9 protein-coding genes and 1 pseudogene are annotated in these 15983 nt (G+C 60.1%); 6 read left to right on the top strand and 4 right to left on the bottom strand.

Annotation, left to right across the window (positions count from 1 at the left end; all coding sequences use genetic code 11):
* Positions 1-337: 337 nt before the first annotated feature.
* From cadC to pdxY, 4 genes are all read left to right on the top strand, one after another.
* The gene (cadC, locus tag BN1135_RS09050; protein WP_042020472.1) at positions 338-1891 is read left to right on the top strand and encodes a lysine decarboxylation/transport transcriptional activator CadC; all 1554 of its coding nucleotides are present in this window, start codon (positions 338-340) and stop codon (positions 1889-1891) included.
* A 740-nt stretch (positions 1892-2631) separates the two neighbouring features.
* Positions 2632-3966 carry a cadaverine/lysine antiporter gene (gene cadB, locus BN1135_RS09055; protein WP_042020473.1) on the top strand — a complete coding sequence of 445 codons (1335 nt, stop codon included), beginning with the start codon at positions 2632-2634 and terminating at the stop codon, positions 3964-3966.
* Between the two features lie 76 nt (positions 3967-4042).
* Entirely contained in the window at positions 4043-6175 is a 2133-nt protein-coding gene (locus BN1135_RS09060; RefSeq protein WP_042020474.1) for a lysine decarboxylase CadA, read from the top strand.
* Between the two features lie 109 nt (positions 6176-6284).
* A complete protein-coding gene (pdxY, locus tag BN1135_RS09065; protein WP_042020475.1) occupies positions 6285-7145 on the top strand; it encodes a pyridoxal kinase PdxY in 861 nt (286 codons plus the stop codon).
* A 76-nt stretch (positions 7146-7221) separates the two neighbouring features.
* Here pdxY and BN1135_RS09070 read toward each other — a convergent pair whose 3' ends face one another.
* On the bottom strand, positions 7222-7671 hold the full coding sequence (locus BN1135_RS09070; protein WP_042020476.1) for a PliI family lysozyme inhibitor of I-type lysozyme: 450 nt from the start codon (positions 7669-7671) through the stop codon (positions 7222-7224).
* A 58-nt stretch (positions 7672-7729) separates the two neighbouring features.
* On the bottom strand, positions 7730-9763 hold the full coding sequence (locus BN1135_RS09075; protein ID WP_042020477.1) for a M13 family metallopeptidase: 2034 nt from the start codon (positions 9761-9763) through the stop codon (positions 7730-7732).
* A 201-nt stretch (positions 9764-9964) separates the two neighbouring features.
* On the opposite strand from BN1135_RS09075, the gene tilS reads away from it, so the two are divergent.
* Positions 9965-11323, top strand: coding sequence for a tRNA lysidine(34) synthetase TilS (tilS, locus tag BN1135_RS09080; RefSeq protein ID WP_042020478.1), 1359 nt, complete (start codon positions 9965-9967; stop codon positions 11321-11323).
* Between the two features lie 89 nt (positions 11324-11412).
* Here tilS and BN1135_RS09085 read toward each other — a convergent pair whose 3' ends face one another.
* Positions 11413-12315 (bottom strand): GGDEF domain-containing protein, encoded by a 903-nt coding sequence (locus BN1135_RS09085; protein ID WP_042020479.1) that lies wholly within the window; start codon positions 12313-12315, stop codon positions 11413-11415.
* 123 nt (positions 12316-12438) lie between these two features.
* On the opposite strand from BN1135_RS09085, the pseudogene BN1135_RS09090 reads away from it, so the two are divergent.
* Positions 12439-14007, top strand: a pseudogene (locus tag BN1135_RS09090) (cation:proton antiporter); the annotation flags it as partial.
* Between the two features lie 85 nt (positions 14008-14092).
* Here BN1135_RS09090 and BN1135_RS09095 read toward each other — a convergent pair.
* Positions 14093-15955: a phage tail tape measure protein gene (locus BN1135_RS09095; protein ID WP_042020481.1), complete on the bottom strand. Its 1863-nt coding sequence runs from the start codon at positions 15953-15955 to the stop codon at positions 14093-14095.
* Positions 15956-15983: the final 28 nt, after the last annotated feature.

The raw sequence follows: 15983 nt of genomic DNA on the forward strand, positions 1-15983 counted from the left end.
GACCATGGAGAGGTTGCCCATATGGGCCCGCTATTCTCTTATCCCTGGCCCCAAACCCCTGTTGGATCAACTCATCGGTGATTTGTCGGCAAAAAAAAGTGGGATCCAGCTCTCGTTTTGCTTAAAGTGCTCCTTTCCGATCCCGATGGTCGGAATGCCCGCAAGGATGCCCTTCAGACGTAAACAGGATGGCCTGGCCAGACTGACTCACAGCGATATTCACTGTTCCGGCTCCCTTTTCTGCCGCTTCCCTGCTGGCAGCGCCCTGTTCCGTTCAGTCAGTCCGGGTTTTGCGTCACTCTCATCGTGCATTGTCACCATCTGCAGCGAGTGAATCATGAGCGAATCGGTTTTTGAGATCCACGACTGGACCCTGAGCGTTGACGACAACATGTTGTGTCGCCCCGACCGCGAGGTCTACCTCGAACCCAGACTGGTCAATCTGTTGCGGTTTCTGGCCCACAATGCCGGTACCGTGTTTGGCCGCGATACCCTGATCAACGAGGTGTGGGACGGCGCAGAGGTGACCGATCAGGTGGTGACCCAGTCCATCTTCGAGCTGCGCAAGATCCTCAAAGATGGTCGCACCGATGCGACCGACTATATCGTCACCGTGCCCAAGCGCGGCTACAAGCTGGTGGCGCCGGTACGGCCGCTACAGGTGGTTGCTATGGTGATGGCGGACGAGCAGCCCGCGCCCGCGGTCAATACCGCTCTCTCCGACAACCCGACTCTCTCTGATCTGAGCCCGCCCACGGCTGATAACGACGATGATGCCCTGCCCAATGTCGCCCCTTTTCCCGCCGGGCCCCTGACCCGCGCCATCTCCACCCATGCCAAGGATGCCCGCAGCCGCTGGAAGATGGTGAGTTTCGATATCTTCGTTGCCATCGTGCTGATCGCCATTGTCAGCATGCTCAGCTACCAGCACACCAGCCCACAGGTGCACGCCATGCTGGATCCCAACCTGCTGGTGTTCCGCTTCCACTCCGGCATGGATGACAACAACGAGAACGTGCGTCTGGCCGATGGCATCACCCGCGCCCTGATGGGGGAGGTGGCAGTAGCCACGCCGCTGCGGGTGCAGTACGGCGCTACCAATCTGATGGGGGGCATCATGCCCGGCAAAGAGCTGAGTGTGCGGGTCACCCGCCAGCCCCGAGGCACCTATCTCGATCTCGAGTACCGCAATATCAACACCAACCGGGTGCTGTTCAGCCATCAATACCAGCTCAGCCGCCACAATGTGCACGGGGTGTTGCAGGCGAGCAGTCAGGATCTGCTGCGCGCCCTCGACCAGCCGGATGCCGAGCCGGGGATGGGCTGGCCGACCGACGATGCCTCGCTGATGGCATTGATGGAGGCTCACTACTACACCAACAGCCGGGATCCGGTGGCCCTCAAGCGGGGCATCGATCTGCTGGAGCAGGCGCTGATTGCCCATCCGGATCAGCCGCTGCTGCTGGCGGAGCGCTATTTGGCGGGCGAGGCGCTGGCGACTCTGGCGGGTAAATCCGAGAGTGAGCGATTGCAGGGGATCGGCACCCATCTCGCCCGCGTGGTGCAAAACAGCGGCGCCCTGCCTGCCCGGGTGTGGGAGGCTTTGACCCTGCAGGCGATCCTCAACAGCCAGCAACTGCAGGCCGACTACCTGCTGGAGCAGGCGGCGAGTCGTGGCCGCTCGGTGCTCTACTACATACTGCAGGGCAAGCTGGCGGAGCTGGGCGGTCGCCCCGAGGCGGCAGGGGATGCCTACAGTCAGGCCTTTCTGATGGAGGCGACCGAGCAGACCTATCTGCTCTGCCAGCAGCTCGGTTTCTACAGCAATATGGAGACCCTGACCCCCGCCCTGTTCAATGCGCTGGGCCAGAGCAAGGTGAAGCTCTTCTAACATCGCAGTTTTGGTTTTCCCTCGGTCGGCGCGGCTGCCGACCCCATCCACAGGCTGCCTTCTGGCGGCCTGTGTTGTTTCTGCCTGTATCAATCCTGCTGCCTGCCATTGGGATGGCCGTTTTGGTGCTGCCCGATTTATCTCCTGCTATTCCACCACTATCCCCATTTGCCTTATCGCGGCATTTGCTGCATTCGCGCTTGACCGGCTTTGTGCCACGCGACTGCCCGTGCCGTCATCCCATAGTTGGCGGCGGGATAAGATGTCCGTTACTGCTCACTGTTTACAGGGTATCGCCACCGAGCTTTGCCTCTGAGTCGGGATTGTGATGAGACGAACTGAGAGTCAAACAGGAGGTGAGCGGCCACTCAGGGCAATGGCCCGCAGGGCGTTCGGATGGCTACAAGGGGAGTGGGCGCAATGGGAGCCTCGTTATCCCGGGTTTATCTGGCCAAAAATATCAAGGCGGCGAGATAAAGGGGTTATCAAGGGGCAAAAACGGGTTGGCCGGATATCAAGGTTTTATCAAGGTGGCGGCGCGCCTTGATTTCAAGCTACTGTTTTTAAATGGTTTTTATAGAAAGCGATGAGGCGATGAAAAAAGTTGCCTCATATTTTTATCCGTTAGCTGGTCTTTATGTTTTACGGGGATGAGAGGCCTAGTCTGTGCCCATTCGTTGGCGGGGCGTTCCGCCAAATGTGTATGTGACGACCCGACCTTTTATAGAACCGGAGATCTTATGTCCCTCGATACGAGCAAGAAGATTGGCCTTATCGCCTGTACAGGTGTGGTGGCCGGCAACATGATGGGGAGTGGCATCGCGCTGCTGCCTTCGGCACTGGCCACCATCGGCTCCATCTCTGTCTTTAGCTGGGCAATCTGTCTGGTAGGCGCCATGGGCCTCGCTTTCGTCTTCGCCCGCCTTGCTACCAAGAACCCGCAAGAGGGTGGCCCCATTGCTTACGCTGGCGAGATCTCTCCGGTGTTCGGTTTCCAGACCGGTGTGCTCTATTACCACGCCAACTGGATCGGTAACCTGGCCATCGCCATTACCGGCGTCTCCTACCTCTCGGTGTTCTTCCCCATTCTCAACAGCCCGATCCCTGCCGCCGCAGCCACCATCGCTGCCGTATGGATCTTCACCTTCGTCAACCTGCTTGGCGGTAGTTGGGTGAGCCGACTCTGTACTCTGGGTCTGGTGCTGATCCTGCTGCCAGTTGTCGGTACTGCGGTGATGGGTTGGGGCCATTTTGATACCAGCGTCTACAGCCAGAACTGGAACACTACCAGCGGCAGTGACCTGCATGCGGTCATCAGCGCCGTGCTGATCTGCCTCTGGTCTTTCGTGGGTGTCGAGTCTGCCGCCGTCTCCTCCGGCATGGTGAAGAACCCCAAGCGCACCGTACCGCTCGCCACCATGCTGGGTACCGGTATCGCGGGTGTTATCTACATCCTCTCTACCCAAGTGATCAGCGGCATGTTCCCGGCCGGTGAAGTGGCTGCCTCCGGCGCCCCGTTTGCCATGGCCTCTTCCGCCATCTTCGGTAGCTGGTCTGCGCCGTTTGTCTCTGCCTTCACCGCGCTGGCCTGCTTCACCTCGCTGGGCTCCTGGATGATGCTGGTGGGCGAGGCGGGCAAGCGTGCCGCCAACGACGGCAACTTCCCGAAAATCTACGGCGAACTGGACAAGAACGGCGTCGCCAAGAAGGGTCTGATCCTCGGCTCCCTGAAGATGACTGCCCTGATGATCGGCCTGACCGCCTTCACCTCCCAGTCCGCTCACGCTGCAGATCTCTTCAACGTGCTGACCACAGATGCGGTGCTGCTGACCATGCTGCCCTACTTCTACTCCAGCATTAACCTCATTCGCTTCGAGGGCATGACCTCCCGCAGTATCGGCACCATGATCTTCTCCGGCGTTGCCTGTGTCTTCTGTCTGGTGGCCCTGATGGGCGCCCAGGGTTCCAACCTCACTGCCACCTTCGTGGTGTCGCTCATCATCCTGATGTTCTACGCCAAAAAACAGGGGCTGCGTCAGCACGACGCCCTGCTCAAAGAGCAAGCCAGCCACTAATTCCATTTTCCTTTTCCGAGCGCTCTTCACTCACCATCCCTGATGGAGAGCGCCCCTCTACGTGTGGAGCATCAAGATGAATATCATTGCCATCCTCAACCACCTGGGCGTTTTCTTTAAAGAAGAACCCATTCGCCAGCTGCAAGCCTCCCTCGAGCGCAAGGGTTTCGAGGTCGTCTATCCGGTCGATGTGGCCGATCTGCTGAAACTGATCGAGAAGAACCCCCGTGTTTGCGGCGCCATCTTCGACTGGGACAAATACTCGCTGGGTCTGTGCAAGGAGATCCACGATCGCAACGAGAAGCTGCCGATCTTCGCCTTTGCCAACGACCAGTCCACCCTGGATATTCACCTGACCGACCTGCGTCTGAACGTGCACTTCTTCGAGTACCGTCTCGGCATGGCTGACGACATCGCCCTCAAGATGGGTCAGGCTACTCAGGAGTATCAGGACGCCATCCTGCCGCCGTTCACCAAGGCACTGTTCAAGTACGTGGAAGAGGGTAAATACACCTTCTGTACTCCGGGTCACATGGGCGGTACCGCCTTCCAGATGAGCCCGGCCGGCAGCATCTTCTATGACTTCTACGGCCCGAACGCGTTCAAGGCTGACGTCTCCATCTCCATGCCGGAGCTGGGCTCCCTGCTGGACCACTCGGGTCCGCACAAGGAAGCCGAAGAGTACATCGCCCGTACCTTCAACGCCGATCGCTCCTACATAGTCACCAACGGCACCTCCACCGCCAACAAGATCGTCGGCATGTTCTCCGCCCCGGCGGGCAGTACCGTGCTGGTTGACCGCAACTGCCACAAGTCGCTCACTCACCTGATGATGATGAATGACGTGACCCCGATCTACTTCCGTCCGACCCGCAACGCCTACGGCATTCTGGGCGGTATCCCGCAGAGCGAATTCAGCCGCGAGACTATAGCGGCCAAGGTTGCTGCTACACCGGGTGCCCAGGCTCCCCGTTACGCTGTGATCACCAACTCCACCTATGATGGCCTGCTCTACAACACCGGCTTCATCAAGGCGAGTCTGGATACCCCTTACATCCACTTCGACAGTGCCTGGGTGCCTTACACCAACTTCAGCCCGATCTATGAAGGCAAGTGCGGCATGAGCGGCGAAGCGATGCCGGGCAAGGTGTTCTATGAAACCCAGTCCACCCACAAGCTGCTGGCAGCCTTCTCCCAGGCCTCGATGATCCACATCAAGGGTGACGTGGAGGAAGAGACCTTCAACGAGGCCTTCATGATGCACACCTCCACCTCGCCGCAGTACGGCATAGTGGCATCGACCGAGATCTCCGCTGCCATGATGCGGGGCAACACCGGCAAGCGTCTGATCAAGGACTCCATCGATCGCGCCGTCTCCTTCCGCAAAGAGATCAAGCGTCTGCGTGACCAGAGCGAAGGCTGGTTCTTTGACGTATGGCAGCCGGACAACATCGACACCGTCGAGTGCTGGAAGCTGGATCCGAAAGATGACTGGCACGGCTTCAACGGCATCGACGATGACCACATGTACCTGGATCCGATCAAGGTCACCCTGCTGACCCCGGGTATGGGTCGTGATGGCCAGCTGCTGGAGAAGGGCATTCCTGCTTCACTGGTCTCCAAGTTCCTGGACGAGCGCGGTATCGTGGTCGAGAAGACCGGCCCTTACAACATGCTGTTCCTCTTCTCCATCGGTATCGATCAGTCCAAGGCGATGCAACTGCTGCGTGCCCTGACCGAGTTCAAGCGCGGTTATGATCTGAACCTGACCATCAAGAACATCTTGCCGAGCCTCTATCGTGAAGACCCGAGCTTCTACGAAGGGATGCGCATTCAGGCGCTGGCCCAGAGCATCCACGATCTGACCTGCAAATATCGTCTGCCGGAGCTGATGTTCAAGGCGTTCGACGTGCTGCCGGAGATGAAGATGACCCCGCATGCTGCATGGCAGCAGGAGCTGGCGGGCAATCTGGAAGAGGTGCCGTTGCGTGACATGGTTGACCGCATCAGCGCCAACATGATACTGCCGTACCCGCCGGGAGTACCCTTGGTGCTGCCGGGCGAGATGGTGACTGCCGACTCCCTGCCGGTGCTCGAGTTCCTCGAGATGCTGTGCGAGATCGGTGCCCACTACCCGGGCTTCGAGACCGACATCCACGGCCTCTATCGTCAGGCCGATGGCAGCTACACCGTCAAGGTGCTGCGTTAATCGACAGTGACAACCATCGAAAGTGACAATCATCGAAAGTCACAACAACGGGCCGCAAGGCCCGTTTTTCCCTCCGGAATTTTTGTTCTTATTGCGTGAGTCGCCAACCATGAAGCGAGTGCTCTCCATTCAATCCCACGTAGTCTTTGGCTGTGCCGGCAACAGCGCCGCTGTTTTTCCCATGCGTCGCCTAGGGATCGAGGTGTGGCCGATGAACACGGTGCAGTTCTCCAACCACACCCAATACAGCGAAGGCTGGCAGGGGATGGTGATGCCCGGCGGCCATATCCGTCAGTTGGTAAACGGCCTGGCGGAGATCGGCGTGCTGGCCGAGTGCGATGCGATCTTGAGCGGCTACCTCGGTTCGGCCGAACAGGGGGAGGAGATCCTGGCGGCGGTGGCCAGACTCAAGGCGCTCAATCCGGCCGCCCTCTATTTTTGTGACCCCGTGATGGGTCACCCCGACAAGGGGTGCATAGTGGCACCCGGCGTCGCCGATTTTCTGAAAAACCGAGCACTGGCCTGCGCCGATATACTGGCCCCCAATCTGCTGGAGCTGGAACAGCTCACCGGTCGCGATATCCGCAATGTGCCGGAGGCCATCGAGGCGTGTCAGCAGCTGCGCGCACAAGGGGTCAAGCTGGTGATGGTGAAACATCTGGGCAAGGCCGGATTTGCCATGGATCGCTTCGAGATGCTGCTGGTGTGTGAGGAGGGGGCTTTTCACCTCTCCCGTCCGCTCTACCCTTTTGCCCGCCATCCCATCGGGGTGGGGGATCTGCTGAGCGCCACCATGCTGGCCAATCTGCTGGCCGGTTGCACCCCGGTGGCGGCGTTCGAACGTACCAACGCCAGCGTCGATGCGGTGCTGGCCCAGACCTGGCTGGCGGGGGCCTATGAGCTGCAACTGGTGGCGGCCCAGCACGAGATGGCGCTGCCGCAGGTCTCCATCCGGGCGACCCGCCTCTGAGCCGTTTGCGCCAACCGCAGAAACAACAAAGCCCTGATCATCAGGGCTTTTTATATTGCTTGTGCCGGGAGATGGGTCAGTCCTGCGGGCTCCTGAGCGCCTTGACCACATCCTCTTTGGGCTCCAGCTCCTTGACCTGATTGAAGATCTCCAGCTCCCCTTGCGGAGTGACGGTGTAGGCATCGGCATCCTGATAGCTGCCGCTGCCAGCGCTCTCGATGATGACCACCAGCTCGGGCTGTTTGTCGCCATTCAAATCGACCAGCTTCAGCTCCCGGATAAAGCCGTTGCGGGCCATCACCTTGCCATCCTGAAACTCATCCAGTGGAAATTGGGCGTTCTGACCCGAATAGAGTCGCACGTCATAGCTGCCGATGGAGGCGGGTTCACCGACCCCCTGCGCCACCCGGATCACCTGACCGGAGGGGAGGGTCAGTTGTTTGCTAAATCCCTCTTCGGCTTGTGTTTGTGCTTGTGCCGCCAGCGGCAGGGCCAGCAGCCCTGCGATCATCAATGCTCTGTTCATCTTGCAACCTCTTGCTGTCTGTTGAGCGCGGGCTCCTAGGGAGCCCGCCGTGATGCTGTTACCAGATCTTCACCCGCTTCTGGGGCGGCAGATAGAGCTTCTCCCCGGGCTGGATGTTGAATGCCTCATAGAAGGCGGGAATGTTCGGCACCACGCCGTTGACCCGGTACTCGGGTGGCGAGTGAGGGTCGGAGCGCAGCATCATCTGCATCAGCTCGGGGCGATACATCCCCTTCCACACCTGCGCCCAGCCGAGGAAGAAGCGCTGTTCGCCGGTAAAACCATCCAGCACTGGCGCCTCCTTGCCATCGAGCGACAGCTCGTAGGCCTTGTGGGCTATGGTGAGACCGCCCAAATCGCCGATGTTCTCCCCCAGGGTGAACTGGCCGTTGACGAACTGGCCGTTGATGGGCTCGAAGCGGTTGTACTGGGCGACCAGCCGGCTGGTGCGGAAGCGGAACTCCTTGAGATCCTGTGGCGTCCACCAGTCGCGCATCATGCCATCACCGTCGGATTTGGCCCCCTGATCATCAAAACCGTGGCCCATCTCGTGGCCAATGACCCCGCCGATGGCGCCGTAGTTGACCGCATCATCCGCCGTCATGTCGAAGAAGGGGGGCTGCAAAATGGCCGCCGGGAAGACGATCTCGTTGTTGCTCGGGTTGTAGTAGGCGTTCACCGTTTGCGGCGACATGTGCCACTCGTCCCGGTCGACCGGCTTGCCGAGGCGCGCCAGACTGTCTGCGTATTCAAAGGCCTGCGAGCGTTGCAGGTTGCCCACCAGATCATCCGGTTTGATGGTGATGGCGCTGTAATCCTTCCACTTGTCGGGGTAGCCGATCTTGGGGCGGAACTTGGCCAGCTTCTCGAGGGCCTGGGTCTTGGTCTCGGGCGACATCCAGTCGAGCTCCTTGATGCTCTGACCGTAGGCGGTGCGCAGGTTCTCCACCAGCTGCTCCATCCGCTCCTTGGCCGCTGGCGGGAAGTAGCGCGCCACATAGAGCTGGCCGACCGCTTCACCCAGATGATCGTTCAGCACCCCGAGCGCCCGCTCCCAGCTGGCGCGCTGCTTGGGCGTGCCGCTCAGGGTGGTGCCGTAGAAGGCGAAGTTGGCCCGGTCGGTCTCGCTGTCGAGATAGGGGGCGTAGTCGGTCAGCAGTTGCCACTTGAGGTAGGCCTGCCAGTCGGCGATGGGGGTCTGTGCCATCACCTGATCCAGCGCGCTCAGATAGGCCGGCTGACCGATGATGAGATCCGGCTGGGCAGCGATGCCCGCCGCGTTCAGATAGGCCTGCCAGTCGAGATGAGGGGCGAGCCGTGCAAGTTCGCTGGCGGGGCGCTTGTTGTAGTTCTTCTCCCGATCCCGCAGCGCGACGTTGTCCCACTGGATGGTGGCGAGCCGGGTTTCGAGGGCCAGAATCCGCTTGGCCTTGCCGCTCGGGTCAGACTCCCCGAGGCGGCTCAGCATGGCGGCGATATGCTGCTGGTACTTCTGGCGCATTGCCTGACTGTCGGGATCCTGCTTGAGGTAGTAGTCCCGATCCGGCAGCCCCAATCCCCCCTGATAGAGGTAGACCCCATAGCGGTCGGGGGACTTGGCATCGGCGTCGATCCAGATGCCGAACGGCGCGCCGCCGCCCATGCGGCCTGATTGGGCAAAGGCGCGGGCCAGTGCGGCCTGATCACCGATCCGGTCGATATCGGCCAGCGCCGGTGCCAGCGGGGTGAGCTCCTTGGCATCACGGCCTGCCTGATCCAGATAGCTGGCGTAGAGATCGCGGATCTGCTGGGTCGGCGTACCGGTGGCGGCCTCCTGCTTGGCCAGCCCCTCGACCAGCACCCGCACATCGGCGAGGGATTTATCCCGCAGCATGTAGAAGGCGCCATCGGCGGGGCGATCGTCGGGGATCTTGGCGGTGGCGAGCCACTTGCCATTGACGTAGCGGAAGAAGTCATCGCCGGGTTTGACCTGGGTGTCCATATTGGCCAGCGCCAGCCCGGAGTGTTTGGGGGATTCTTGCGGTGCCTGACTGCAGCCAGCCAGCAGGGCCAGTCCAATCAGGCCGGCCAGTAAGCTTTTGTTATTGTTCATGCTGTTTGATTCCAATTCGGGTTGTTTGCTTCCCAGCCTCATTGCTCCGACATGCGGTTCGAACGCTTTGTCTGTCGGTTCGTTTGCTTGGCGGCCTGCCTGCTTGGTGCTGAGGGGGAGCGAGCCTCACTCTAGCAGCAGGGGGGCAGCTTGATAAGCCTGACTCTGCTAAGATTCGGCCGGTCTGTTTTGGGGAAGCCTATGATTTCTCATCTTTATTCTCGCTTTAGTCTGACTATGCCTGAGCCGGAAGGTTCCACCGGTTTGCTGGTGGCCTTTAGCGGTGGTCTCGACTCTACCCTGCTGCTGGTGCTGGCGGCGCAGTATGCCCGCGAGCACGGCCTTGTGCTGCGCGCCCTGCACGTGCACCACGGCCTCAGCCCCCATGCCGATGAGTGGGTCGCTCACTGTGAAGCTGTCTGTCAGCAATTGGCGGTGGAGCTGCTGGTCGAGCGGGTGACCCTGGCCCGTGGCAATGGCGAGAGTTTGGAGGCGCAGGCGCGCACCGCCCGTTACCAGCGGCTGACGGCCCGGATGCGGGCGGGGGAGTGGCTGCTCACCGCCCACCATCAGGACGATCAGCTGGAGACCCTGCTGCTGGCCCTCAAGCGCGGTGCCGGTCTGCGCGGGCTGGCGGGGATCCTGCCAAGCCAACCCTTTGCTGGCGGCCTGTTGCTGCGCCCGCTGCTCGATATCGGTCGCGCCGAGCTGGCCGAGGCGGCGGCGAGCCTCCCCTTTGGCTGGGTGGAGGATGAGAGCAATCTGGACGTGAGCTATGACCGCAACTTTTTGCGCCAGCAGCTGATCCCCCAACTCAAGGCACGCTGGCCCGCCATGGCCCAGACCGCGGCGCGCAGCATGGCCCTGTGCGCCGAGCAGGAGGCGCTGCTGGACGAGCTGGCCGAGAGCGACTGGCAGCTGGCGGGTGAGGGGGAGGCGCTGCATATCGGCCCGCTGCACGACCTTTCTCCTACCCGGCGCAACAACTTGCTGCGCTACTGGATCCGCCGTCAGGGAGGCGAGATGCCGTCCCGCGAGCAGCTTGCCCGGCTGTGGCAGGAGGTGGTGCTGGCGCGGGGGGATGCCAATCCCCAGCTCAACTGGGGGCGCCAGAGCTGCCGCCGTTTTCAGCAGCGACTCTATCTGGTGAGCCCTGACCTGCAACCCTGTCATCAGCTGTTGCCGCTGACCGTGGGCGAGCCGCTGACCCTGCCGGACGGGCTGGGTGAGCTGGTGGTGCGCATGGCGGAGAGCGGCGAGGGGTTGCTACGTGCCCCCCGAGCGGATGAGGTACTCTCGGTGCGCTTTCAGGTGGCGCCCGGCATCCCCCTCAAACCGGTGGGGCGGGGCGGCAGTCGGCGGATGAAGAAGCTGCTGCAGGAGTATGGCGTTCCCTCGTGGCAGCGGGGGCGTATCCCCATCCTCTACTATGGCGAGCAGGTGGCGGCTGTGGTGGGGCTCTTTGTCTGCGACGGCTTTATGGCGCAGGGGGCCGGGCTGGTTTGCCGCTGGCATGAGCGCGGTACGACCCCCATCCTGCCCGAGCTGGATCTCCCCTGACTTAATATCGGTGTGAGCGGTGGTTAGCCCCAAAAAAAGAAGCTCCGGTCACATGGCGCGCATGTGCCGGAGCAAAGAAGAGTTCGGGATTATTCCTGATGACTGGCCTTGCCGGCTTTTTTGCGGGCGTAGAGGTGGCTGTCTGCCGCCTCGTAGAGGCTTTGTACACTGATGCCCGATTGCCAGCTGGCGGCGCCAAGGCTGCATCCGACCGAGAAGGTGCTGAGCTCCTTGTTGGTCATCAACATATGCTGCAATCGCAGCCAGACCGGGCGCCACGCCTCGGGGTCGGCCGGTTGCAGCAGCAGGGCAAACTCGTCCCCCCCGAGCCGGAAGGCTTGATCCGTACTGCGGATACACCCCTTGAGCAGCTGGGCGAAGCGGCTCAGTACCAGATCCCCCACCGGATGACCCCAGGTGTCATTGATCTGCTTGAAGCGATCGAGATCCAGCAGTACCAGCACCAGACCGTAGGGCTCGCGGCTGTGTTGCTCGATGGCACGGCCGATGGCTTCGTCAAAGTAGGATCGGTTGCCAAGGCCGGTCAGGTGATCGAGCCGTACCAGTTGATCCAGTTTTTCCAGCCGCAGGTAGAGGGGCAGCAGCAGACAGAGCAGTTGATGATATTGCGTCAGTACCCGTTGCTGGCTGCCACTGAGCGGATGCTCCAGCTCGTAGTGGAGTTGACCCAGCAGCTGGCTGTGCTGACCGCGCAGCTCGAACGGATAGTTGTGCAGGTTGAGGGTGGCCAGCGGCGGGTGCTGGATCAGCACATGGGGCTGGCCACAGTCGAGGTAAAGACCATGGATCCTGACAATTTTTGCCGCACGATCGGCAAAAGTTGTCAGCAAACCGCCAAGATCGCTCTGCCCCAACAACTGCTCCAGCAACTGGTTGCGTTCCACGCTGGGCAGCGGTGTGAGCCGCTCCATCTGGCGAACCCACTGCTCGATGCCATGACTAAAGCCATTAAGTGACGATGTATTTTCCATGGTCTTTCACCTGTGTATCTAACGACTTTCCTACTCGTCGCTTGCAATTGGCATGCCCAATATATCTTTCCTTCCGCCCACATCGGCTGACTAGACTTAAGTCGATAAAAAGGAGAGGAAAATTTGTACACAGACCTGCTGATCCTGCTGTTTACCGCCGTCTTGCTGGTGGCAACTTTCCGGCGCCTCGGGCTGCCGGTGATCCTTGCTTACCTGATTGCCGGCGTATTGCTCGGCCCTCACGGGTTGGCGGTGATCACCGGCCAGTCGATCATGCAGACCATTGCCGAGCTCGGGATCGTCTTTCTGATGTTCTCGCTGGGACTGGAGTTCTCCCTCCCGAAATTGCTGGCGATGCGGCGACTAGTGTTGGGGGTGGGCGGCTTGCAGGTGCTGCTCACCTCGCTGCTCTTTTTCGCTCTGGTCTGGTGGTGGGGGCTGGGTCTGGCCCAGTCGCTGGTGGTGGCGGGGACGCTGGCGCTCTCCTCCACGGCGGTGGTGATCAAACAGCTTGGTGAGCAGAAACAGCTCCATACCCGCCGCGCCCAGTTGGGGGTGAGCGTGCTGCTGTTTCAGGATCTGGCGGTGGTGCCCCTGCTGGTGATGATCCCTATTCTGGCCCAACCGGATGTGCAGGGCAGCGCCCTTGCCGCTGAGATCGCTTGGGCCACCCTCAAGGGGTTGTTTGCCTTGCTCACCCTGCTGGCGGTGGGCAAGTGGTTGCTGCCGCTGCTGTTTCACGAGGTGGCTCGGGCCCGCTCCGACGAGCTGTTTGTGCTGAGTGCCCTGCTGGTGGCGCTACTGGCCGCTTTCATGACCCACTCGCTCGGGCTGTCGATGGCGTTGGGGGCATTTCTGGCGGGGATGATGCTGGGGGAGTCCCACTACCGTCATCAGCTGGAGGTGGACATCAAGCCCTTTCGCGACGTACTGATGGGGCTCTTCTTTATCACCATCGGCATGGCCATGGATTGGGAGCTGGTGGCGCGGGCTTGGTGGCAGGTACTGATCTGCGTGGTGTTGCTGGTGCTGTGCAAATCCCTACTGGTGCTGCTGGCCGGGCGGCTGATGGGGGAGCGAAAGCGCGACAGCATGGCCGCCGGCATCATGCTCAGTCAGGTGGGGGAGTTCGGCTTCGTGTTGCTGGCGCTGGCACTGCACCACGGCCTGCTGGATCAGCAGCTGGTCTCCCTGCTGATCGGCATCGGCATCATCTCCATCGCCATGACCCCCTGGCTGGTGACCCAGGCCCATTCGCTGGCCCGTAGCCTGACCGACCCGGCGCTGCTGACCCGCTCCGAAGTCGCCCAGTCGGGCCTGAGCAAGAACCAGCACGTCATCATCGCCGGCTTTGGTCGGGCCGGGCAGACCTGTGCCCGCTTCCTCAAGATCGAGGAGATCCCCTTTCTGGCCCTCGACCTCGACCCCGAGCGGGTGAGCGAGGCCAAGCTGGCGGGGGAGCAGGTGGCCTTTGGTGATGCCAGTCGCCGCGATATTCTGCTGGCCGCCGGGTTGCTGCGGGCGCGGCTGGTGATCATCACCTTCGATGATCGCAAGCGGGTTGAGGCGATGCTGGCGCTGATCCGCGAACTGGCGGGGGAGCTCAAGGTGCTGGTGCGCACCCGGGATGACAGTTTTCTGGAGCAGTACAAGCAGGCGGGGGCGTTTGAGGTGATCCCCGAATCCCAGGATGTGCGCGCGCGGGTAATTTGATCACTGAAAGCTAGTGAAATGATCACTGCAATGCGTGATCAATTCACCAGCAAAAAGGCGATCATTACGGCATGAGGCTGGGGCCATTATCAACGCGAACTTGCATGCCTGGGGCCACGTCTCGAACCCTGACCGTAGGAGGGCGATCATAGTGGACGGTAACATCAAGCGATGATCTTGATTGTGCCGGGTTGTTGCCGCCACCAGAAAGGCCATGAGCCTCCTTTTGCAACTCAGCTGCCAGCATGGCGAATGGGTTGGTAGGAAGGTCTGAAGAGGCAGCACTAAACCCTGATGCCATCATTGCATAGGCTTCAGAGTTACTGACCATCTTGGGCTGTGGCAGCGTGGCACGAAGAACCTGGGCGTTATCAGATTCAGCCTTAAGAGCATGTGCCTGCTCGGATTGGCTGGCAGCGTACAGGGCGGTAAATGGGAGCGCTCCACGCAGCAAGAACGGGCTGATCTTTTTGGCAAGCTGGATGCTCTTCGGCGTTTTTCCGCCTGGAACATCGGGGCCACCAGTTGGGATATCAAAACCACTTCCAGGCATATTCACCACATATACCGGTGTTGCTCCAAGATCCGCTATCGCTCCACCAAGAGAACCACCCCCACCATGGCCGCCTTTGCCTGGCTTCAATGCCCCCCACGTTTCTTTTCCCCAGCGCACAGCATCAATAGCTTTTTTAGCCACTACCATGCCGCCAACTGCCAACCCGATATTCGACCCTACCTCCAACCAACGCTGTACGGCGTCAGGTTCAAGGCTGTTAATGGCATCGGCCAGCTCTGCAACAGGACCGGCCAATTGTTGATTTGAAAATTGGCTTAAGCTATTGCTTACCAGTTGCAGGCTGGCAGCAAAATCAGAAGCAGCCACAGCGGCATCATTAAGAGTAGTGCTGCCGTCACCAGCAATGCCCATGAACTTATCAAACGCCTTGACGTCACCGGTCTGAACGAACTCGGCAATTACAGGTTTTAGCGCACGCTTGGCCTCGTCGGTCAAGTTGAGCATGGCGAGATTAGTAGACAGACCTTTTGATTTGGTAACGATCTCCTCAATCAACACAGGAAGACTACGCATAACCTCTTTGCCCTGCTTGAGCTGGTCTGGATCGAACACCTCAATGCCGCCCAACTGCTTGAGCTTATTTACGGTCTCCGGACGGGTAATGTCACGGATAAGAGATTCGAAGGCCGTCACAGCTTCAGCCTCAGATCCAACACCGCCTTTAATGACCTGTAGCGCGGCGCCAAGTTCGGTTACTGCCTCTGCCCCCTGCCGGCCAGTTGCTGCGTAGGCAGCGAATATTTTTGGACCTTCTTTGGCCAATGCAGCCAATGTAAAGGCACCTTCTTTCCCTTGAACGTTAAGGGTATCGATGGCTCTCATTGCCGCTTCGCTTTCGGAGATTGCCAGTTTCTTGAACTCGGTGAAGATGCCGCCGACATCAACACCACCGGAACCAGTGGCCTGAATCACCGCGGCGATATTTGGCAAGTTCCTCATCGCATAGTCGAGATCCCCTGTCTTGGTAAGTATCTCTTCTACGGCGGCGGTTGCCTCGTTGGGATCGATGCGAATCCCCTTGGTGTTGCTGACGGCGTTGATCTCGTCTTTCAGCTCCTTGGCCTTCTCGCGGCTGATATCGGCCGCAATAGCGATGCGAGAGATACGGCGATCGAGCTGGGCATAGCCACGCGCAGCTGCTCCACTTGCCAAAGCTGCCCCAAAGGCAACATATCGACTACCGAGAGAATCAATTCCACGTCCAGCTGCGACGGTAGACATCTTCAGCATGTTCATGGCGCGCTGATTGCTGGCGGCAAATTGATTCATGCTCTGGCCATATTGCCGAGCCTTACTCGAAAGATTGCCAGCCAAATCTATAATGATATTTGTTCTTAAATCTTTAGCCATATATCCCCCAATTAAAAAGGCCAGCCGA

The sequence above is a fragment of the Aeromonas sobria genome, from assembly GCF_000820145.1.
Lineage (GTDB): Bacteria > Pseudomonadota > Gammaproteobacteria > Enterobacterales > Aeromonadaceae > Aeromonas > Aeromonas sobria.